The sequence below is a fragment of the Photobacterium kagoshimensis genome (assembly GCF_050337045.1).
GTDB classification, from domain to species: Bacteria; Pseudomonadota; Gammaproteobacteria; order Enterobacterales; family Vibrionaceae; genus Photobacterium; species Photobacterium kagoshimensis.
The window spans coordinates 43,635-65,903 of record NZ_JAKJSO010000024.1; the positions used below are offsets into that span (position 1 = coordinate 43,635).

Annotated in this window: 21 protein-coding genes; 12 read left to right on the forward strand and 9 right to left on the reverse strand. The window is 45.5% G+C overall.

Translation table 11 applies throughout. From position 1 onward, the window contains the following. Window positions 1-240: 240 nt before the first annotated feature. From map to L4C35_RS20100, 3 genes are all read left to right on the forward strand, one after another. The gene (gene map, locus L4C35_RS20090; RefSeq protein ID WP_428464574.1) at window positions 241-1,071 is read left to right on the forward strand and encodes a type I methionyl aminopeptidase; all 831 of its coding nucleotides are present in this window, start codon (window positions 241-243) and stop codon (window positions 1,069-1,071) included. Between the two features lie 72 nt (window positions 1,072-1,143). Next, on the forward strand, window positions 1,144-3,759 hold the full coding sequence (gene glnD / locus L4C35_RS20095) for a bifunctional uridylyltransferase/uridylyl-removing protein GlnD (RefSeq protein ID WP_428464575.1): 2,616 nt from the start codon (window positions 1,144-1,146) through the stop codon (window positions 3,757-3,759). A gap of 147 nt (window positions 3,760-3,906) precedes the next feature. After that, the gene (locus L4C35_RS20100; protein ID WP_428464576.1) at window positions 3,907-4,287 is read left to right on the forward strand and encodes a DUF3461 family protein; all 381 of its coding nucleotides are present in this window, start codon (window positions 3,907-3,909) and stop codon (window positions 4,285-4,287) included. A 67-nt stretch (window positions 4,288-4,354) separates the two neighbouring features. Here L4C35_RS20100 and L4C35_RS20105 read toward each other — a convergent pair whose 3' ends face one another. The 3 genes from L4C35_RS20105 to L4C35_RS20115 all read right to left on the reverse strand — a co-directional run bounded on the left by L4C35_RS20105 (window position 4,355) and on the right by L4C35_RS20115 (window position 5,976). After that, window positions 4,355-4,810, reverse strand: a complete 456-nt coding sequence (locus L4C35_RS20105; protein WP_428464577.1) for a flavodoxin — start codon at window positions 4,808-4,810, stop codon at window positions 4,355-4,357. A 96-nt stretch (window positions 4,811-4,906) separates the two neighbouring features. Beyond that, window positions 4,907-5,650, reverse strand: coding sequence for a tRNA pseudouridine(65) synthase TruC (gene truC, locus L4C35_RS20110; protein ID WP_428464578.1), 744 nt, complete (start codon window positions 5,648-5,650; stop codon window positions 4,907-4,909). 5 nt (window positions 5,651-5,655) lie between these two features. After that, complete coding sequence (locus tag L4C35_RS20115; RefSeq protein WP_428464579.1) at window positions 5,656-5,976, reverse strand: YqcC family protein; 321 nt, start codon at window positions 5,974-5,976, stop codon at window positions 5,656-5,658. 101 nt (window positions 5,977-6,077) lie between these two features. Here L4C35_RS20115 and L4C35_RS20120 point away from each other — a divergent pair, with 101 nt between their 5' ends. The 4 genes from L4C35_RS20120 (at window position 6,078) to L4C35_RS20135 (ending at window position 9,965) form a co-directional block, all read left to right on the forward strand. Further along, entirely contained in the window at window positions 6,078-7,115 is a 1,038-nt protein-coding gene (locus L4C35_RS20120) for a DUF3549 family protein (protein WP_428464614.1), read from the forward strand. Window positions 7,116-7,155: 40 nt separating this feature from the next. Beyond that, window positions 7,156-7,461, forward strand: a complete 306-nt coding sequence (locus L4C35_RS20125) for a DUF3301 domain-containing protein (protein WP_048899930.1) — start codon at window positions 7,156-7,158, stop codon at window positions 7,459-7,461. 1,964 nt (window positions 7,462-9,425) lie between these two features. Further along, window positions 9,426-9,656 (forward strand): DUF2789 domain-containing protein, encoded by a 231-nt coding sequence (locus L4C35_RS20130; protein ID WP_428464580.1) that lies wholly within the window; start codon window positions 9,426-9,428, stop codon window positions 9,654-9,656. 36 nt (window positions 9,657-9,692) lie between these two features. Beyond that, window positions 9,693-9,965 carry a hypothetical protein gene (locus L4C35_RS20135; protein ID WP_428464581.1) on the forward strand — a complete coding sequence of 91 codons (273 nt, stop codon included), beginning with the start codon at window positions 9,693-9,695 and terminating at the stop codon, window positions 9,963-9,965. Between the two features lie 125 nt (window positions 9,966-10,090). Here the strand turns inward: L4C35_RS20135 and L4C35_RS20140 are convergent, their stop codons facing one another. Further along, the gene (locus L4C35_RS20140; protein WP_428464582.1) at window positions 10,091-10,864 is read right to left on the reverse strand and encodes a Zn-ribbon-containing protein; all 774 of its coding nucleotides are present in this window, start codon (window positions 10,862-10,864) and stop codon (window positions 10,091-10,093) included. A gap of 2 nt (window positions 10,865-10,866) precedes the next feature. Continuing rightward, window positions 10,867-11,421 carry a SecY-interacting protein gene (gene syd / locus L4C35_RS20145; RefSeq protein WP_428464583.1) on the reverse strand — a complete coding sequence of 185 codons (555 nt, stop codon included), beginning with the start codon at window positions 11,419-11,421 and terminating at the stop codon, window positions 10,867-10,869. A 63-nt stretch (window positions 11,422-11,484) separates the two neighbouring features. Between syd and queF the strand changes: the two genes are divergently transcribed. From queF to xni, 5 genes are all read left to right on the forward strand, one after another. Beyond that, window positions 11,485-12,330 carry an NADPH-dependent 7-cyano-7-deazaguanine reductase QueF gene (queF, locus tag L4C35_RS20150; protein ID WP_428464584.1) on the forward strand — a complete coding sequence of 282 codons (846 nt, stop codon included), beginning with the start codon at window positions 11,485-11,487 and terminating at the stop codon, window positions 12,328-12,330. Between the two features lie 116 nt (window positions 12,331-12,446). Then, window positions 12,447-14,726, forward strand: coding sequence for a tetratricopeptide repeat protein (locus L4C35_RS20155; protein ID WP_428464585.1), 2,280 nt, complete (start codon window positions 12,447-12,449; stop codon window positions 14,724-14,726). Between the two features lie 134 nt (window positions 14,727-14,860). After that, a complete protein-coding gene (locus L4C35_RS20160) occupies window positions 14,861-16,417 on the forward strand; it encodes a GGDEF domain-containing protein (protein ID WP_428464586.1) in 1,557 nt (518 codons plus the stop codon). A gap of 291 nt (window positions 16,418-16,708) precedes the next feature. Continuing rightward, complete coding sequence (ppnN, locus tag L4C35_RS20165) at window positions 16,709-18,082, forward strand: nucleotide 5'-monophosphate nucleosidase PpnN (RefSeq protein WP_428464587.1); 1,374 nt, start codon at window positions 16,709-16,711, stop codon at window positions 18,080-18,082. Between the two features lie 53 nt (window positions 18,083-18,135). Then, a complete protein-coding gene (gene xni / locus L4C35_RS20170; protein WP_428464588.1) occupies window positions 18,136-18,909 on the forward strand; it encodes a flap endonuclease Xni in 774 nt (257 codons plus the stop codon). 105 nt (window positions 18,910-19,014) lie between these two features. Here the strand turns inward: xni and rlmM are convergent, their stop codons facing one another. The 4 genes from rlmM to L4C35_RS20190 are packed head-to-tail and all read right to left on the reverse strand — an operon-like array spanning window position 19,015 to window position 22,158. Further along, window positions 19,015-20,097 (reverse strand): 23S rRNA (cytidine(2498)-2'-O)-methyltransferase RlmM, encoded by a 1,083-nt coding sequence (gene rlmM, locus L4C35_RS20175; RefSeq protein WP_428464589.1) that lies wholly within the window; start codon window positions 20,095-20,097, stop codon window positions 19,015-19,017. Beyond that, on the reverse strand, window positions 20,094-20,516 hold the full coding sequence (locus L4C35_RS20180) for a DUF423 domain-containing protein (protein WP_428464590.1): 423 nt from the start codon (window positions 20,514-20,516) through the stop codon (window positions 20,094-20,096). The genes rlmM and L4C35_RS20180 overlap by 4 nt, the downstream gene beginning before the upstream one ends. Window positions 20,517-20,519: 3 nt before the next feature. After that, window positions 20,520-21,257 carry an alpha/beta family hydrolase gene (locus L4C35_RS20185; protein WP_428464591.1) on the reverse strand — a complete coding sequence of 246 codons (738 nt, stop codon included), beginning with the start codon at window positions 21,255-21,257 and terminating at the stop codon, window positions 20,520-20,522. Next, on the reverse strand, window positions 21,247-22,158 hold the full coding sequence (locus L4C35_RS20190; protein ID WP_428464592.1) for a transcriptional regulator GcvA: 912 nt from the start codon (window positions 22,156-22,158) through the stop codon (window positions 21,247-21,249). Before L4C35_RS20190 ends, L4C35_RS20185 begins: the two co-directional genes overlap by 11 nt. Window positions 22,159-22,269 lie beyond the last annotated feature (111 nt).

Here is a 22,269-nt window from a genome sequence, read left to right on the forward strand (position 1 = left end):
GCAGCGGGCACCCCGGAGCATGTGTCGATATGTGTGAGTGATTAATAAAGTTTAGTGTAAACACAACCAACCCAGTGAAGTGCGAGGCTTCAACCTGAATTAGCACATTTACGGCGCGCTTTATACCATATAAAGCCACCAATAATCCAGCCAAATATGGTTCTAGCGCGAAACTTGGTTTTCATATTGCCCCCTCGCTGATAACATGAGAGGTAAACCGTAATTCGTAGAGAAGATTGAATGACTATCAAGATCAAAACGCAGGAAGAAATCGAAAAAATGCGCGTTGCAGGTCAACTGGCTGCTGACGTATTAGAGATGATTGAACCTCACGTAAAGCCGGGTGTGACAACAGAAGAGCTTGACCGCATCTGTCACGAGTTCATCACCAAAGAGCAAGGTGCTATCCCCGCTCCTTTGAACTACCACGGTTTCCCTAAATCTATCTGTACGTCAATCAACCACATCGTATGTCACGGTATTCCGGCTGAGAAAGATGGCAACGAAGGCCAAAAATTTGGTAAGCCTGCGATCCTTCAAGACGGCGACATCGTGAACATTGATATCACGGTTATCAAAGATGGCTACCACGGCGACACCTCAAAAATGTTTGAAGTGGGTGAAGTATCACTCGAGAACAAGCGTCTTTGCCGTGTAGCACAAGAAAGCCTGTACCTTGCAATTAAGAAAGTAAAACCTGGCGCAAAACTGGGTGAAATCGGTACAGCAATTCAAAAATTCATCAAAAATGGCAACAGCCGTTTCTCAATCGTTAAAGATTTTTGTGGTCATGGTATCGGTAACGAATTCCATGAAGAGCCTCAAGTAGTTCACTACAAAAACAACGACCGTACTGTACTGAAAGCGGGAATGTGTTTCACGATTGAACCGATGATCAACGCGGGCAAGTTTGGTTGTCTTGTCGATGACGAAGATGGTTGGACTGTCTACACCGTCGACGGTAAAAACTCGGCGCAGTGGGAACACACACTGCTGGTAACGGACACAGGTTGCGAAGTGTTAACCCTTCGCCAAGAGGAATCATTACCTCGCTTTGTAAACAACGCATAATCAAAAAAGCCGACGAGAACGTCGGCTTTTTTATGAGTACGACTCCACTCTTATCATACGGCATGGACGGCAATGACAGACTCTTTGGCTCACCCAAATCATGGTTGTAATCAGCAGCATTTACGCGATGAACTCGAACAGTTTGCAGAGCTGCAAAAAGAACAATTTCTCGAACAACGCCCAGTAACTGAGTTAGTGCATGCGCGCTCTCATTTTATTGATAGCCTGCTCCATCGATTATGGCGTCACTTTCAATTTCATGAGGTCCCAGGGCTAGCACTGATTGCGGTCGGTGGTTATGGTCGTGGCGAATTACACCCACTTTCTGACGTCGATATTCTCATTCTCAGCCAAACTGCACTAGATGAAGTAATGGGAGAGAAAATCAGTCAATACCTGACCTTGCTGTGGGATTTACGGCTCGACGTTGGCCATAGCGTGCGTACCATTGAGCAATGCATAGAAATTGGTGCAAACGATTTAACTGTCGCGACCAACCTACAAGAAGCACGTCAAATTTGTGGCTGCGAAGAGACTTTCATCGAGCTCGAAGAACGCGTGCATGCAGGTAACTTCTGGCCTAGTGAGACCTTTTATCAAGCCAAACTCGATGAACAAAAAAAGCGTCATGCTCGCTACCACGATACCACCTACAATTTAGAGCCTGATATTAAATCAAGCCCTGGAGGCCTACGCGATATTCACACTTTAAGTTGGATCGCCCGCCGTCATTTTGGTGCCACCAGCCTATTAGAGATGAGCCGCTTTGGTTTTTTAACCGATGCGGAATACCGTGAGCTGGTTGAGTGCCAAACCGCTCTGTGGCGGATCCGCTTTGCGCTACATATTGAGTTACGCCGCTACGACAACCGCCTTACCTTTGGCCACCAAGCCTCTGTGGCTGAAAACCTAGGGTTTATCGGTGAAGGCAACCGTGGCGTCGAAATGATGATGAAAGAGTTCTACCGCACCCTAAGACGGGTATTAGAACTCAATAAAATGCTGCTACAGCTATTTGATCAGGCCATTTTAAATAACGGTGAAGAACGCGCCGTTATCGCTTTGAGTGACGATTTCCAAATTCGTGGCCACTTAATTGAAGCCACCAAACCAGCACTCTTCCAAGCGCGTCCTGAAACCATTTTGGATATGTGTTTACACGTAGCGGCAAATTCCAGTATCGAAGGGATAGCCGCGCCAACACTGCGTCAGTTGCGTACTGCTCGCCGTCGCTTAAATGTGTTTTTAGTCGAGATCCCAGCGGCACGTGAAAAATTCATGGCCTTGGTTCGCCAGCCAAACGCCTTACAAAAAGCCTTTCGACTCATGCACCGTCACGGGGTGTTATCGTCTTATTTACCGCAGTGGAGCCAAATTGTTGGCCAAATGCAATTTGACTTATTTCATGTTTATACCGTCGATGAACACAGCATACGTGTGCTGAAAAACTTAAATAAGTTTAACGACCCCGAAAACCGAGAGCGTCACCCTATTTGCTGTGAGGTGTACCCTAGGATCATCAAAAAAGAACTGCTCCTAATCGCAGCCATCTTCCATGATATCGCCAAAGGACGTGGGGGGGACCACTCAGAATTAGGGGCAGTCGAAGCCTATGATTTTGGTATCCAACACGGCCTTTCTCGCCCAGAAGCAAACATCGTTTCTTGGTTAGTCAAACATCACCTGCTAATGTCGGTTACAGCACAACGTCGCGATATTTACGACCCCGAGGTTGTCACCGAATTTGCTAAAACAGTACGCGATGAAGAACGACTGGATTACCTCATTTGCTTAACCGTGGCCGATATTTGTGCCACCAACCAAGACTTATGGAATAGCTGGAAACGCACCCTGCTGGCTGAGCTGTATTACTCAACCCAAAAAGCGCTGCGTCGTGGGCTAGAGAACCCGCCCGATATTCGCGAACGTATTCGCCATAACCAACAATTAGCCTCTGCGTTATTGCGCAGTCAAAACTTTGCGCCACGCGAAATTGAAGTCTTGTGGCAGCGTTTTAAAGCCGATTACTTCTTACGCCATACGCACAAGCAACTGGCATGGCATGCCGAGGCAATGCTACACCATGACCATGAAAAACCGCTGATATTACTGAGTAAAAAAGCCACCCGAGGAGGCACGGAAGTCTTTGTTTATTGTAAAGATAAACCTAAACTTTTCTCTATAGTGGTTGCAGAGCTCGATAAGAAAAACCTGAGCGTTCACGATGCCCAAATTATGACCAGTAAAGATGGCTACGCACTTGATACCTTCATGGTGCTCGACCCGACGGGCAAAGCACTCAACGAAAACCGCCATAACACGGTACGCCGTGCATTAGTTAATGCACTGACTCACATGAAGTCAGATCGTAAGAAAAAGCGCGCACCGCGTAAGCTGCTGCACTTTAATGTGAAAACCAAAGTCGATTTCTTACCCACCAAAACAGGCAAGAAAACCATGATGGAATTGGTCGCGCTTGATATGCCTGGGCTACTCGCCAAAATTGGCGCCGTATTTGCCAAACTGCATATCAGCCTACAAGCCGCAAAGATCACCACTATCGGTGAGCGAGCTGAGGACTTTTTCATTGTGGTCAATGAGCATGGTAGCCAATTAACCGAAGAAGAACAGCAAGCATTAAAAAGTGAGCTCATCACCAAACTGGATCATCACGAAGAGTCCAAATAAACAGTTCGCCCTTACTGATCCCTGTCATCATTAAGGGCGATCTTGCCCACATATACCAGCCTCCCCGCAAGCGTTAACCCCACAAAGTTGCTACATTATTTAAACAAAACACACACTTCCTCTCCACATCCCAGATATGAGGCGCCTATGTACCCCAACCTCACCGGCATTGGTATCGAACTTCCAGAAACAATCGAACGCTATAGTCTTCGCCAAGAAGCGGCAAATGACATTTTAAAAATCTATTTTAAAAAGAAAAAAGGCGAGTTATTTGCGAAGAGCGTGAAATTTAAATTTCCCCGCCAACGTAAGTCCGTCGTGGTCAACAGTGGTAGTCGAGAATACAAAGAGATCACCGAAATCAATCGCAACCTCACTCATATTATTGATGAGCTTGATAAAATCACTAAACGTAAGCATGTTGAAGTCGATGTGAAGAAAAAAATCTTGAGTGATTTGCGCCATTTAGAGCAAGTAGTGAGCCATAAGATTGCCGAAATCGAAGCCGATTTAGAAAAGTTAAAATAATCGAAGAAATAAAAAAGCACATGCAGTTCCCCTGCCATGTGCTTATCTTTTCACTATGATCTTGTCGCTACGCAACCTGCTTAAGTAAGCCTCCTAACCATGGTAGGACAACATCAAGTGCATCAAAATTCACGCAAGCATCCACATCGAGCCGCGGTGCCACAGGCTTGGCTTGGAGTTGCTGCAACAGTTCATCAAACTGACGGCCACCACCACAAAAACGATCTTCACCATAACTTGAATCGCCCAACGCAATCACACCATACCGCATCGCTGGCATTAAGGGGAATTGATCACTTAGCGCCATAAACAATGGCAATAAGTTATCAGGGATTTCCCCCTGCCCTGTGGTCGATGAAATCACCAACACCATGTCTTGCTGGTAAGTCATAAAGTCGCTCAATTCAGGGTCGAGATACACTTGAGCTAAGTGACCACTCTCGTTTAATTTCGCGGTAACTTCTTCGGCAACATCTTCCGCACCACCAAATACCGAGCCAACAAACACACCGATTTTTGCCATTGCTTCCTCGCTTAGCCTTTCAGGCTCATTACATTCCTTTACTATTAGAGTGGTTGGCAATGGCAAAAGTTGCAAACAATTTAAGCGGTTGAGTGATTAAGAAGCCGACACACTCATCAAACTCATAGGCCAATCAAACGCAGTCATCACACGTAACCATGGCTCATCAACATTGGCTCGAATGTCTAACGCTTCACCTGTGATTGGGTGTTCAAACTGCAAGCGAGATGCATGTAACATCAGGCGATGACAATCGTAGTTTTCACGGAACATACGGTTATGGCGGCCGTCACCGTGGTTCACATCGCCAATAATGTGGTGGCTCAAATGGTGCATATGGCGACGCAGCTGGTGCTTACGACCCGTTTCAGGTTTCATTTCCACTAAACAGTAACGGCTGGTGCTATAGCGTCCAACGGGGATATTGGTTTCAACTGTGGCTAATGGCGCATAAGCCGTCACCGCCTCTTGGGCTTCTTGTTCTTCACTGGCATTTTTATCGGCGATTTTATCCAGCTCTTTTTTCAGCGGATAATCAAGCACAGCCGCTTCTTTGATCCAACCACGCACCACGGCATGGTAGGTTTTATGGATATCGCGACCAGCAAACAGTGGCATCATCTGCGCGGCAATTTCGCTCGATAGACCAAAAATCAGCACGCCTGAAGTCGGGCGATCAAGACGGTGTAAAGGGAAGACGTGCTGGCCAATTTGGTCTCGCAGGGTTTGCATCACAAACTGTGTTTCATGGCTATCGAGCCAAGAGCGGTGCACTAACATGCCTGCGGGCTTATTCACCGCCACTAGGTATTCATCTTGGAATAATATTTCGAGTTCCATTAGGCTCACTTCGCTTTCATTAAATTATCGAACTCATTGCACACCGCTAATATTCCTTCGTAGCCTTGCTCGTTCTTCATGGCTTCTTCAACATACGGTGCTATCTCAAACTGAGACGGCAAAGGGACATGTGAGGCAATTAACTGCGTCATTTTAGGAATAAAAATCCATTGCAGCCACTGAGCACATGACAAGGTATCTATCGCAAAAGGTTCTGCACTCGCCAGTGCTTGTGCACTTGGAGAACATGTCTCCCATTGTTGATTGTGCTGCATAGTGTGTTGCAGTTTATCCAGTAACCGTTGGCAATGGCGGTATTTATCCATTTCATTTATTCCAGCGCAATGAATTCAGGCGCGCAAGGATACCATCTCGCACGCAGAGTCCATATAATCAAAGAACCATTTAGGAGTAATCAAAGATGTCCATGGATAATTTTCATACCCTCACCCAACTATTAGACAATGCTGGCTGCCAATACAAAATATTTGACCTTGGCCGCCGCGTTAGCGAAATCGATGTTGAGCAATTTAAAGCCGTAGAAGAAAACCGCCAGCCTTATCCATGGCCATTGCAACAGCATGCTCATCTATCTATCTCTTTCTGGCAAGCAGGTAATACCCCTTGGATTTGGTTCTTACGCCTACCACTCGATGAACGTGGTTTATTAAAACAAGCGGCTGTGGGTGACTTCATCAAGTATGTGATTGAAGCGATGGGCGCAACGCTTAACAGCGAGCCAACCGAAGAAGAACAAGAGAAACTGGCAGCGAACCCTTATACCTTCAAGCCCAACGATGACAAGATGGCGATCTTTCATGCCCAACTTCGTCAGCGCTTATCGCTCTCTTCGAGTCAATACTATGAGCATGCTCAGCATTACTTAACCGGTGATTTAGGCTGGGAGCAATGGCAAGGCGTTGGTTTACAGGGTTTAGCTGATGTGTGCGCGCGCATGAAGCAAGAAAACAATACCACGCTGATCCGCAAAGGGATCAACAAGCTGCCTATGACACCACTTTACGCACTGCTTGGCTGTTTAGAGCACTGCGAACTGCCACAGAGCCTAGCAGAACGCTTACAAGAGCGCCTGACACTTGAATGTGCGCACGCCGAACCCGATCTGTTCCTGATTGCGGCCTTATTACGCGCGATGGCGGGTATTGATGCTCAGCAGCTAAGTGTAGCAATAAAAACTGTCTTGTCTCAGCCAGCTCTCTGCCATCCCGAAGTACTCGTTGCCATAGCGGGCCGCTGCTGGAATGGTTTAACACAAACAGACATTGCCGCCGAATTCTTACTACGCTTGGCCCAAACTAAAGATCAAACCTTATTTAATCAGCTATTCACCGATTTAGTCATGTTGCCTTTATTACGTGGCATCATGCTGCAAGTGCTTCATAGCCAAGCAAACCCTGAGCTTGTTGCTGCCATTACTCAGCTCCAACAGCACGCACGTAGTTAGTCGTCGTTGCGTACTTAGTACTGTTTACAAGGAAGATAATTTGACCAACTTATTTTGGATTGTCACCGTATCCTTTGGTTGTTTTCTGTTTTGGCAACAACGCCGCCAAACAGAACTGGCGCAGAAGTTCATAGAGCAACGCTGTGAGAAGTTAGGTTTACAGCTACTAAGTACAGCACGTGGTTCGCATAAACTACGCGATGAGCAACAGTGGCACTGGCATACCGTGTATTGGTTTGAGTTTTCAGCAGACGGACAAGATTACTATCAGGGCTACATTGTAATGAAAGGATTTAGGCCAATGCGTTTTTACGTGCCCCCCCACCACTTACCAGATGAGTATTAGCAGCCGTTGCTCAAATAGCAGATACAAAAAAAGCAGCCTAGGCTGCTTTTTTTGTAATACCAATCGATCAATCTCTGTCTGTCTTGGTATTGGGCACGTATCGCTCCCGCTCCTTCCCCAAAAAGAGCGGGCGCGACTTGCGTCGCGCCCTTAGGTCTTACTTGCAGCAATCCCGCTACTATGGTGCTCCCTGCATCCATCCTTTGAATCGCTGTAATCCGTCAGCGCAATCCTTAATTCTTCGTCCTGAAGTTGTCCTTTGGCCTTACCTTGACCCGTCGTCTCATCCTGATCCGACTCTCGTCTCCGTCCTGGAGGTGTCCTTTACTTCGTCCTGAAGTGTTCCTTTATGCCTCAATCCTAGAGGTGTCCCTGACTTCATCCTGAAGTGGTCTATTTGTCATCCTGACCAGCAAGTAATCCTTACTTACTATTACCGAATCCTTCGGTTTCCCTTCACAGTCCATGTACGATATATCGTCCTGATACACCGGCCTCATCCTGAGACTGCCCAAATCCTTGGCTATTTCCTGTTCCGTTCCGTCAGTTCCTTCCGACACCAATAAGATTACGCTGATCCCATCTAGATTGAACCCTTGTAAGAAAAAATATCTTGTTGCCTTGATAATAAGAAAACAACCAAACAACCTAAAGAACTTAAATAACAATGACTTATTCAAGCCAACTTCTATTTATTAGCACGCCATTCTCGCTTTATCCCACAGCTTTGTAAGAGATCTCGCACAAGGGGATCAGAGATTTATCTATATCTACTGATTAGCAAACAGTGGCAAAAAGGAAACGTCAACGAAAAAAGAGAGTCAATGAATGAACTAGAGGGTGCTGTTATAACAAGAAGAAGAGATACAAGCCTAAATGAGCACTTATAAATACTCACATGACATTGGTAGTGGCATAGCTAATTTGGCTAACTCTGTTCTGAATAGGAAATTTAAGCCCCATAAAAAGAACGGGCGCAACATTTCTGTTGCGCCCTTAGGTCTTACATGCAGCACTCCCGCTACTATGGTGCTCCCTGCATCAATCCATGATCAGCTTAGTTCCAAGCGTAATTCCTAATCTCTATCCTAGAGTTGTCCTTCGGTTGTTCCTTGACCCGTCGCCACATCCTATGTCGACTCTCGCTCCGTCCTGGAGGTATCCCTTACTTCATCCTGAAGTGATCCTTTATGCCTCTGTCCTAGAGGTGTTCCCTGACTTCGTCCTGAAGCGAATCCTTTATGCCTCTGTCCTAGAGGTGTTCCCTTGCTTCGTCCTGAAGCGAATCCTTTATGCCTCTGTCCTAGAGGTGTTCCCTGACTTCGTCCTGAAGCGAATCCTTTGTGTCTCTGTCCTAGAGATGTTCCCTAACTTCGTCCTGAAGCGAATCCTTTGTGTCCTTACAGCCAGCATCCTGCTCGCATTAACGTATCCGTTCGTTGTCCTTTCGCAGTCCTAGCGAGTAAGCACTCCGACTTACTTCCCTCATCCTAAGGTCGGTTCGTTCCAAAAACCGTTTCCAAGTTCCAATGCCAGTGTCCCTCTGACACGATAGATATTACGTGATTTAACTAACTCAACAACCCACCATATACCACCTTAGGGCTAATAACATGCCTATCACCACACCAGCATTAACATCAAGTCGTTGTTTAATATGAATTAATAACCAAAAGCACGCTAAAGCACACACATTTTTCTGTCTTTTTCCCACACGCTTGTAAGAGATCTCTCACAAGCAACAAGGTGTATATCTAAACGGCGCTAAAAGTAGGATCGTTAAAAGATCAGGAACAACATATATTCGATAATAAAAAACAACAATGGCCAGCATATTTACTCACAGAATAAACACTTTTATTACAACCATTATTGACCTAGTCATCAACACTCTTCCGCCTATACTTAGTGAATTAACCAAGGATCACTTTAGTTAGGTTTATTCCAACCAAAGAGGAAGTGCGATGGAAACCTTTAACCATAATCTCAGCCATCTGTTTAGTCAGTTAGGGCTCAATGACTCCCAAGCATTTATCGAGCAATTTCTAGCAAGCCACCGCTTAGAGCAGCATGAATCATTAACTGAGGCGGCTTTTTGGCAGCCCTCACAGAAGCGTTTTCTCAAAGAATCACAAGAACAGGATGCTGATTGGTGTGAAGTGATTGATCAATTAGATGCTTTACTACGAAAATAAACACTCAGTATTTAATAGCGACTCACAAGGAACACCATGTCAGAGATTAGCCAAGATTTAGAGCAGGCGATCCACTCGTTGATTGCAGAAGGAAAAGAGCCATCTGTTGCTTTAATTAAATCACGCCTAACCAGCCCACTGCCGATGCCATTGATCATTAAAGCGCTTCAGGCATGGAAGAAAAACGCCAAAGTACCCAAGATTGAAAAAACTTCGCCTACATTCACGGCGGAGCAACGTATTACAGAGCTTGAACAACAAGTCGCCGCATTAAGTGCCCGCCTCGCCGAGCTTGAAAGTAAAAACTAATCACCCACATTAAAAGCACCGGCTAAAATAAAAAAGGACGAAACATCGCTGTTTCGTCCTTCATCTTTATCGCATTATTTTATTCCACTCTACCGTGCAGATGCTGAATAAAAATCCAATCTAACCTACTGAAAGTCCCACGATAGATTTGAAACAATTCGGCAGTCATCACACTTAAAGTGGAAAAGATCATGGATCGGCTCATCAAGCGCCCAGTCACCGCCACATTTCGGACAAACCCGTTTCTGCTCGTCGGCTAAACTCTTTCCACCCACTTGATATTGGTAGTAATAGGTTGGGATCTTAGTAATGTATTCAATACGACCACGTAAGTCCCAACCACGTCGAAACAGGTCGCTATCAGCATCTTTAATTTCATGCAGTGTGGCATGTTCAGCTTTACAGCCCCCCGCCATTTGCACTTCATCACAGGCTTGCCATTCTGTTTGCCATTTAACAATCGATTTATGATCACCGTTTAATACCGGTGGTACACGGTATAATGGGATAGGCATTAACGTTTCACCACAACGCAGTGGCGAACAAGTATGAACGAAGGTGGTATAGATCACTTGCCATGACGGCGCAAAATTTTCAGCCGCCGCTTCGGAGTTAAGATCACGGCCGAGCACCTTTACTTTGGGCGCTAACAAACTCGCGTTTGATAAGCGATTTAAGCAGGCTTTCACGCTATCGCTATTAAACTGGGCATGAAGGCTATCGATTTCAGGGCACACTGCTCGCACGCGAAAGATCGCCTCATCCATCACAATCGGGAACTCACGGCCTAGCACTTGGCCGTTATAACGCAGCGCATCCATCAAGCCATTAATCGCCTGATCAACGGCCGATACTGTGGTGTTATCAAAACACTCAAAGCTCATTTCAACAACGTACATGCCTAACCCTCACGCACGATAGGTTCAAGCCGAGCCAAAAAGCTCTCCACATCCGCCGCCAGCACATCACGCTTATCTTTACCTAAGGTTTCGACAATAACTTGGCCTGTCATATTACAGATTGATATGACCTTATCTTCCGCGGCCAGTGCACCAATGAATACCGTCGGTTTTAGTTTTAAGCGACGCTGTGTGACTAGGTGGCCAAGAATGTTCTCTTGTAAGCGCAGGGTGTCATCTTCACTGAATGACTGCAGCAAATCAAATTCAAGATCGTCAAACTTTGCCGCCATATCACCACTGTATTGGCTGGCGTAAAACGCGACAATATCTTCATGGAGTGTCAGCTCAATTCCTTTCTCTACTGCGGCTAAGTCACCCATAGGTTCACGTGTTACTGCTTGCCACGTCACATCATCACCCGAATCATGTTGTACGCATGGCGAGTGAAGCCCAACTAAGTCCTCACTACGGGGAAATGTGTGCCCAGCATCGTGCCACGCTTTCATAAAACGGACCGAAAAATCAGATAATGCGTCCGTAACTGGATGATTCATTCGCAACCTCATTAAAGATTAAGTAAACTTTGGGTATTCTAATCCAAGAGTGTCCAAGACAGTATGAGCAAATATAAAGACGCGGCAGAATTAGCGGATTTAACGTTAGGTCAAAAAACTGAATACGCTGATAAATATGATCCTTCACTGCTGCAAGCCGTTCCACGTAGCCTTAATCGTGACGATCTCGCCCTTGGCGATGAACTGCCGTTCACTGGCTACGACATTTGGACACTCTATGAATTGTCATGGTTAAACGGTAAAGGCTTACCACAAGTGGCAATTGGTGAAGTACGCCTACCTGCCAACAGTCCAAACCTGATCGAATCTAAATCGTTCAAGCTTTATCTTAACAGCTTTAACCAAACCCGTTTTAACGACTGGCAAGAGATTGTTGAAACACTGCACAAAGATCTAAGCGCATGTGCAGGCCAAGACGTTGATGTCACCATTCAACCATTAACTGATTTTACCGATGAAGCCATCGTCAACTTCAGCGGTGAATGCATTGATGATCAAGATATTGAAATCACAGAATATGATTTTAATGCCGATCATTTAGAAGGTGCTGCAGAAGGCGACGTGGTAACAGAAGAACTGCATAGCCACCTGCTAAAATCCAACTGCCTGATCACGAATCAACCAGATTGGGGCAGCGTGCGTATTTCTTACAAAGGTAAGCAAATCAACCGCGAAAAACTACTGCGTTATCTTGTGTCATTCCGTAACCACAACGAATTCCACGAACAATGTGTTGAGCGTATTTTCAGCGATATCATGGCATTCTGCCAACCTGAATTATTAACCGTTTATGCCCGTTATACTCGTCGTGGTGGTCTGGATATTAACCCATACCGTACAAATCAGGGTAAAACACCAAGTAACAACTTCCGTCTTGCTCGTCAGTAATTCTAACTCTGCGATACAGATGTAAAATAAGTCCAGCAAAAGCATGCCCTTTGCTGGACTTGATTGCCTAAGCCAGTATATTAGACCACTGTGTTTACTGTGGTTTAAGAGATAATATGAATTTTTGCCGTTGGCTTTTTTGCGCTCTCCTTATTTGCCTCCTTCCTTTGAGCGCTTCAGCAAAAATCTACACAACGCCGATCCTTGCGGAAGCGCATGAGCTACTTCAGACCAGTCCAGAAAAATCACTCCGCATTACCGACCGTTATTTAAATCAACGCCGTATGAGTGAGCAAAAAGAAAGCTCTCGTGTGCATGTTAACGACGATGCTGATCACTCGGTGCGTACCCCGCTCAATACCGTTAACGCGATGCAAATTAAGGCGCGCGCGCACTCACTACTGAATCAACCAGATCGGGCGATTAACACCATCAAAAAAGCGATTAAACTCGCTCAAGAAAATGAACTCGAATTTACCATTATTGAAACCCAACTGATCTACTCAAAAATCTACTGGGAAAACCTCCAAAATAGCGTGTTAGCGCTAAAGCTGCTCGACAACATCGATAAAACGATCAGCCAATCAGAGCCACTTAAGCTCACTAAACAAGTGAAGGTATTGCAATACGAAACACTGCTGCAACGTGCTGTGATTGAATCGGCGGTAGGAACAGAAGAGAGAGCAGAAAAACTGTTTAGCAAAGCGAAACGCTTATTAACCAATTTAGATAACACCACAGCCTTGATCGAGTACCAGTTAACGCTTGGTCAACATTACTTGCAATACAATCATTATGATTTGGCTTTGGATCGCCTGCTAAGTGGCTACTGGCTGTCGGTTGAAGAAGATAATAAAGCGCAAACTGCAGTGGCGAATTTAGGGTTAGCAACTTTATTTGAACAACGCAGTGTGTTCGATAAAGCACTGGAACATGCAACCCAAGCGGGTGAGTTTTTCGAGCACTTTAAACGCACGCAACCTCTCGCTAAAACATTGGCTCTTATCGCTTCCATTTACGAACAACAAGGCCGCTACAACTTAGCCTTAGTGCATTACTTTAACGCCTTAGATCAAGAGAGCCAGCTAAAGCATGATGGCTGCTCATCACAACTGTACCTGAATATCGCACGGGTATACCTACAGTTATATAACTACCCGAAAGCCGAGCAGTACCTTCAGCAAGCACGCCAGATGGCGAAAAGATCGGGCAATGAAGCCTTAAATGCCGACACGCTACTGCTTGAAGGAAAGCTACAATTGGCCGAAGGGCACATTGTAAAGGCGATATCAACCTTACAATCAGGGCTGCTGGCGGCAAGTCGTATCGGCCAGCTCAATTTGCAACTACAAGGCGAAGTCATTTTATCCCAGGCCTTTGAACAAAATTCAGATTACTACAATGCCTTGCTCAGCCAGCGCCGCTACGAGCAACTGTTTGAACGCCAGCAAAAAACGCAGCTCAAAAGCAATGTTGAAGTCTTCAAGCAACAGCAGCGCATGATGGAACGTTCTTTAATGCTTGAAGAGCTAGAAAGACAGCAATTCGAAAGTGAAAAATCTCTTTACCAACAACAACAAGTGAGCATTTTTCTGATCAGTTTATTGCTGGTGGTCAGCATAGTATTATGGCGTCGTCATAGCGTGGCAAATATGCTGCAAAACCGCTTTAAACAACTGCGTACGGAGTTTTATACCCACCCTCGTAGCGGGCTAAGAAACCTACGAATGCTCAACGCTCGTCTACCTGACTCATTACAACAAAGCAGTGCCAACTTTGAACAGTGGCACTTAGGCGACATCATCAACGAGCCACTAAGCGATCGATTACGTTTTGCATTAGTTGAAATTCCATTTCTTAAACACATTTACTTGGAACGAGGCTACCAGCAAGGATTAGAGATGGAACGCCAACTTGGTGCCTACTTCCAAAATGAAGTGTGTAAGCCTGCACGCCTATACCATTTCTCCGATGCGATGTTCTTATACATAGAACCAAACTCACGCTTAAACAGTGAACCGGCTCAGCTCGCTGATTCTATTCAACAATTAATTGATGGTTTTATCGCCGATCGACACATCGACAATAAAGTTCGGATCGGGATGGCTGAATACCCATTTTTGCCTCGTGCCTACACCGCAATTAACGATCAAGAACTCATCGATATTCTGCTAATGGCAACCAATGCTGCACGTTTAAATAATAAGAAAGAGCAAGGAAGTCAATGGGTTCACCTAAGTGCTATTGATGCCGCTCCCGCTGCAAGCTTTGCCAGCGACAATATTCGCAAAGCCTGTATCCAAGGTATTAATAACGGGTTAGTTAAAGTACAAGCATCTACAAGCTTAGAATTTTGTTGGAATAACGATCACGATTCTGATAATAAGGTCAATTAAATTCATCAGAATTTAAATTTAATGCCGCTATATCAATAGCGGTAACTTTGTTTTTGTTACTATACACGCCATAGTATTGGTTCATTCGCCCCTATAACTCTATATAGCGATTATTTTAGGTATGCCTTACCCTCGTGACTGACGTAAATGCCGTTGTTTCTGAAGTGAGTAAATTGAAACAACGCCTAGATCAAGCTCAACTTTCATTCCGAGATGCTTCTCTTAAGTCGCGTCGCGAGATTGTTATTTTAAAGCGCCTGATCACCCGTCTATCTGTCGCATGCAGAGGTATAGACCAAGAACTTGATCTCAAGCTGGTCGAACTTCGCAATGACCTCGAGCAACCTAAAGATATCAGCAAGCTGATCCCGCGCTTAGCGTTAATTGAACGTCTTGTTACTCGTCAGGCGGCGTTAACGGAACAAGCCAGTCAAAACCTTGAACAGCATATCCACTTGAGTGGGGATACGCTAAACCGGGTTCGCACTTTACCTGCACAGCTCAAGCGTGATCTTCGCAATATTTTATCTGCGACGCCCAACAGCTTAGGTGACAATCACAATCGCTTAATACGCTTATTAGAGCTGTATGAAAGCGCCGTTAAATTGCTTTCAACCTCGACCAATCAGCATCAAAGTAACAGCATAGATCATGATGTTTTAATTCACCTTAGTTGCGAATTACAACACCTGATCACCGAGCTTGATTTCACCGATGACAACAGTTCGACGCTGCTGGAGATCCGCAATAAGTTGCTAGCGGGCGTCACAGCAGAAACCCTGACCGAACAAGCATTGATTGTTTTACGATTAGTGATCAGTGGGCATCACCAAGACCGCCGTTCGACGCAAAAATTCGTTGATGGTGTCCACAGTGACTTAGCTGCCATCAAGAAAACAACTCACCAAAGCCTTGGTCAATCCAATGCCTTACTAGAACAGCGAGCGACGGTGATATCCGAGTTTTCAGCTTTGTCAGACCAAATGCAGCAAGGACTAAAAGAGCAAGAAAACCTAGAAACATGGCGTCCCCAACTAGAAACCATTAGTACAGAGCTGCATACCTTAATTGAGCGTACTCACGCGTTAGAAAAACGTGAGCGAGAGCTGCTGGATCAGTTGGCGCACAATGAAAATAAAGTCATCAGTCTTTATGAAAAAACCGCAGAACACCACCAATCGTTAAACCAACAAGAACGAAAGATGTTCTTAGATCATTTGACCAAGGTGTACAACCGGGCTGCATTCAACGATCGCCTCGAGCACGAATACCGCCGCTGGCTGCGTTACCAACACCCACTTTGTGTTGCCTTACTCGATCTTGATAATTTCAAAGAAACTAACGTTAACTTCGGCTATGTCGCGGGCGATAAAGCGCTAAAAATCATTGCGCGTACGATTCACCACTGCCTAGACGATACTGATTTTATTGCCCGTTTTGATGGCGATAAATTCATGGTGATCATGCCTGATACCACCGAAGAAGAACGAACAAAGCGCATCAATGCCATTCGGGAAGCCGTCGCTCAACTCCCCTTCCATTTCCGCGATCAGCAGGTCTCGATTACCTTATCTATTGGTGCGACTATGTTCGATACCAATGACACACCTCCAAACATTATTGAACGTACTCAAAAAGCGCTCAATACGGCCAAGAGCACAGGTTCAAATCGCTTAAGCTGGATTGCCTAAACCTCACACCCTCTACATTTATTACTAGGCAAATCTCTAATTGCTGTGTAATGTGAAATTAAGCTACTGATATTAAATAGCAAAAAGCAAAACCAGCTGGCTATACTAATATTTATGCTTAACGATGAGATTCGCTATAACCAACAACAATCAATATCGAGTCCATCTAAACAGCTATACCTCGTATCAACAACTAAATAATAAAAACGAACTCGCACACCCGCAAATATTGGGTATACACCTCGTTTTCCCCCACAGCAATCGCTGTTTTCGATGATCAGGGAGGTCACCATGATTACCCATATCAGCCCCGTTGGTAGCATGGATCTGCTATCACAACTCGAAGTTGATCGCCTAAAAGCGACCGCTTCTAGCGACATTTACCGCCTATACCGAAACTGCTCACTGGCGGTACTCAACTCTGGCAGCCACACCGATAACTCCAAAGAGCTGCTAGAAAAAAATAAAAGTTTTGATGTTAACGTCATGCGTCGTGAACGTGGGATCAAACTCGAATTGATGAACCCGCCAGAGCATGCTTTTGTGGATGGCCGGATCATTCGAGGCATTCAAGAACACATGTTTTCAGTGCTACGCGATATTGTGTACGTCAATATGCATGTCCAACAGCGAAACGACCTGAACCTGACTAGCGCACCGCATATCACCAACTTTGTGTTCAGTATTTTACGTAATGCCCATACCCTACGCGCAGGCGAAAGCCCAAATATGGTTGTGTGTTGGGGGGGGCACTCAATTAATCCCATTGAGTATCAATATACTCGAGAAGTCGGCCATGAACTCGGCCTACGTGAACTCAATATCTGTACTGGCTGTGGCCCCGGTGCCATGGAAGGGCCAATGAAAGGCGCGGCAATTGGCCATTCCAAACAGCGCTATGGTGAGAGTCGTTTTCTAGGCTTAACCGAGCCATCAATTATTGCAGCAGAGCCACCGAACCCTATCGTGAATGAGTTAGTGATCTTGCCTGATATTGAGAAACGGCTAGAAGCCTTTGTCCGCGTTGGTCACGGTATTATCATTTTTCCTGGCGGCGCAGGTACCGCGGAGGAGTTACTCTATATTCTGGGGATCCTGATGGAGCCAGAGAATGAATCGCAACCAATGCCATTAGTGCTCACAGGCCCGAAAGAAAGCGAAGCCTATTTCCGTACCTTAGATAGCTTTATTCGCGATACTTTAGGCGAGGCTGCCACCAAGCATTATCAGATAGTAATCGACAACCCTGCTGAAGTTGCTCGTATCATGAAAAATGCGATGCCGCAGGTAAAAGAGCACCGCCTCGCAACAGGTGATGCCTATAGCTATAACTGGTCATTGAAAATTCCACCCGAGTTTCAATTACCGTTTGAACCAACCCATGAATCGATGGCAAGTTTAGATTTACACATGAATCAACGTCCCGAGCACTTAGCCGCGAATCTACGCCGTGCTTTCTCAGGCATCGTTGCGGGTAATGTGAAAGAAGAAGGGATCCGTGAAATCGAACGCAAAGGCCGCTTTAAAATCAATGGTGATAGCGTACTGATGAAACGCATGGATAAACTGCTGAAGAATTTTGTGGATCAACAGCGCATGAAACTGCCTGGATCAAAGTATGAACCTTGTTATGAGATCGTCACAGCGCCAGTAGTAATGAAATAACACGCTTTAACGCGTACAATAAAGGGCCTGTTTAGGTCCTTTTTTTGTGTGCTATGTCTATTCATCTTGTTGTTATTGATGCTTTAAACCTTATCCGCCGTGTTCATGCCGCTCAACCGGGTGAACCCAACGTCGACAATACAGCCAAAGTCTGCTGTCAGGCGCTAGAGAAAATCATTAACAACAGCCAACCGACCCATATCGTGGCAGTATTTGATCACCACAGTGATGATCGTGGCTGGCGGGCAGAGCTACTACCACACTATAAAGAAGGGCGTAAACCTATGCCCGAAGAACTGGCACTCGGCATGGATAAAATCCAAGATGCTTTCATGGCGATAGGAATCGATTCCTTACTCTCCGATGGTGATGAAGCCGATGATTTAGTCGCTACCTTGGCGCTCAAAGTCGCCTCACGTAACCAACAGGTCACCATCGTCTCAACAGACAAGGGATACTGCCAGTTACTCCAGCCAACCCTACGGGTACGCGATTACTTCCAACAACGTTGGTTAGACGCTCCTTTTGTCAAAAAAGAATATGGGATCACACCAGAACAGCTGACGGATTATTGGGGATTGGCAGGGATTAGCTCGAGTAAAATACCTGGTATTACTGGTATCGGGCCTAAAGCAGCGGTGGAATTACTAAGCCTTTACCCAAGCTTAGAAGCGGTATTATCAGCGACCGACTTACCAAAAAAATGGCAAAAGAAAATCACGGGCAACGAAGAAATGGCCCGAGCCAGTAAACAAGTGGCGTCATTAAAAACCGATTTAGAGCTGGGTTTTAACCTGCAAGATATCCGCTACCAAATCCCTGAGTAATACCAATCAATTTTCTAGCTAGCGCACAATAAAAAAGCGGCCCCATATAGAAGCCGCTTTTTTTGTATTTATCGCGTTCAGCTAACAGGCATTGTCACAAACCTATTAGTAGGCTGAGCGGTTATCTGTACGTTGGATGTGTACCGTAATTTCTTCACGGTCATGGTATAGATGCTTTGCTTGTAGGTTAAACTTCACACCGTTTTTAACCAGGTACTGTTTAAGGTTTTCAATATCTTGCAGCACTTCATCGTAACGGCCTTTCATTGGCAGTTTAAGGTTGAAGATCGCTTCTTTTGCCCACGCTTTAATTAACCAATCACCCATAAGATGGGCAACACGCGCTGGCTTTTCAATCATGTCACACACAATCCAAGTCACATTCTTACGTGGCGGCTCAAATTTAAAACCATCCACTTCATGGTGCTTTACTTGGCCGGTATCCATCAAGCTTTGTGCCATTTGACCGTTATCAATCGCATGCACGAACATAGAACGCTTCACTAATTGATAGGTCCAACCGCCTGGACACGCGCCTAAATCAACGCCCCACATACCTGGCGCTAAACGCTCATCCCACTCTTCGCGAGGGATAAATACGTGGAAGGCTTCTTCCAGTTTAAGGGTGGAACGGCTTGGCGCATCCGATGGAAATTTCAGACGCGGGATCCCCATGAAGAACTGTGAATTGTTGTTCGTAAATGAATAACCTACGTAGCAACAACCTGGAGCAATAAAGCACACATGCAATGCCGGGCTCCAAGTACTGTCTTGTTTGTACAGGATTTCTTTTTTACGCATCGCTTGGCGTAGCGGCACAGTAAATTTACGGCAGAACTTCAGCAGCTCTTTAGCTTCATTGGTATCTGGCGTTTCGATACGTAGCTCACCACAGCGCGGGAAATCTTCAACCGCCGCTAAAATAGGTGAAATACGATCATCTTGCGGTAAGTCAGTAAGCAAAGGCTTCGCTGCAAACATTTGGCGCGCAAAAATAAGCGAAGAGAATGGCTGTAGTTTAATAAACTTCTGCGCATCACCTTGCTGATAAAATTCAAACACAACAAAACCAGTGTTGTTTTTCACCCGAGGGAAACCATACAACTCCAGTTTGTTTGCTTTGTCTTGAACTTCACCGGCACATTCTTTTTCAAAGCCTGGACGACAGTATAAAATTACGTGATTCACTTTGAAACCTCAGCTGAACGCCAAGCAGCGACAGTTAACGCTACCCAGCCAAAAATAAAACAAAACCCACCCAGTGGTGTGATGGGGCCAAACCATTTAATGCCCGTTAATGCGAGCGCATACAAGCTGCCACTAAAGCACACAATGCCCGCACCAAAAAATAGGGCTGCGTATGATACCGCTTTTGACGGCAGAATGCGTGCCCATAATCCACATCCGACTAAGGCGACCGAATGTAACCCTTGGTACTGAACCCCAGTCTTAAATACATCAAGCAGATACGGCGATAACTGGGCTTTCAATCCATGAGCAGCAAATGCCCCCAGCATGACAGTTATTGCACCACTGAAGGTCGCACACACTAAAATCCAACGAGCACGATTTGCCACAGCATGATCAAACTTAGCAGAACTCGTCATGACTTAGTGCCCTTTTTGCTGGGTACAACGCAGGATGAAATCAACCAACTGACTCACCACCAAAGCACGATTCTCTGCTTCCGTATGGCCAGATTTTTTACGCGGTTTAAAACCATGATCACCATCAGGCAAAAAAGTGGTTTCCACTTGCTCGCTGTATTGCCATGCTTCCACTTCAAAGCGGGTACCGAAGGTGTCGCGCTCACCTTGCAAGATCAGCGTCGGTGTTGCCATGGTTTTCAAATGCTCGCCACGAAAGTTCTCAGGTTTACCCGGCGGATGAAATGGAAAACCAAGGCAAGCAACACCCTTCACGCGCGACTGACAATTTTCTGCATCGGGCGTTTCTGTCGCAATATCGCTGACCATAATGCTGGCCATGCGCCCGCCCATCGATTTACCACCGATCACTAAGTGCTCAGACTCATGAGCCTTAATGTGACGCAAAAAGTCGACTAACAGCTTAGGTTGACGATCGGGTGGGCGTTTTTTTCCGTCTTCGCGACGCTTGACCATATAAGGAAAATCAAAACGCACCACGCGAATACCATGTTTTGCAACATGTTGGGCGATATCGGCCATGAATTCATGATCCATCCCCGCTCCAGCACCATGGGCAAACAAGAAAGTTGCTTTGGCGTCTTCGGCGCTCGGTCCATCAATTAAGTAGGTCGGAAAATCGAGGCTCTGCTCCTGTTGTGAGTCTGCATTTTGTATCGTGTTCGAAGTATTAGTCGACATCAGGCATATCCTCTTGCTCTCGTGCTGCTTTCGTTAATACCCAATCACGGAACACTTGAATACGGCCAGTATCTGCCTGCTTTTCTTGGCAAACAATGTAGAACGCATTTTTGCTCAATAACACTTCATCAAACGGACACACTAAACGACCCGCTTCAAGTTCGGGCTGTGCCAGCACATTATTACCCAGCGCAATACCCTGGCCATGCACCGCCGCCTGCAACACCATGGTGGAGTGACTGAAAATAGGCCCTTGGTTTACGTTGGTGCCCGCAATGTTGTATTGGCGAACATAGTTTTTCCACTCTTTGCGTGACGTGTCGTGCAACAAGGTATGCAGCTTCAAATCATCCAATGAATGCAGTGGTTTCGGCCCATTCAACAACATTGGTGAACAAACTGGCATTAAAAACTCTTGGTACATTTTATCAACGCGTAAACCCGACCAATTTCCACGTCCGTAGTAAATCGCGACATCAACGTCATCAGTGAGCGATCCCTCATCCAAATCGACCGCTTTGATACGTACATCTATATCAGGATGCTTTTCATTAAAGTCACTCAGACGCGGCACTAGCCACTGGATTGCAAAACTAGGAGGTAAACTAATGGTTAATGCACCTTTTGCTCCCCGTTCTAACACTTTATCAGTGGCATCTGATATTGCAGAAAAGATGTCTTTTATGTCGAGGAAGTAACTTTGCCCCTCTTCCGTCAGCAATAATGAACGATTACGACGACGAAATAATTTGAGCCCTAAAAATTCTTCAAGTGCTTTAATTTGGTGGCTCACAGCCGCTTGTGTGACAAATAACTCTTCGGCTGCGCGAGTAAAACTTAAGTGTCTTGCTGCAGCTTCGAACACTTTTAGTGAGTTGAGCGGGGGTAAACGTCTCGACATAGTTTTCCTACCTGACCATAACATTAGTTTTTTTTATGGTAATCATTATAAATTGTCCATTGCTCAAGTGCTACATAAACCCTATTATTCGTTTCGCAGCTGAGGGGTAGT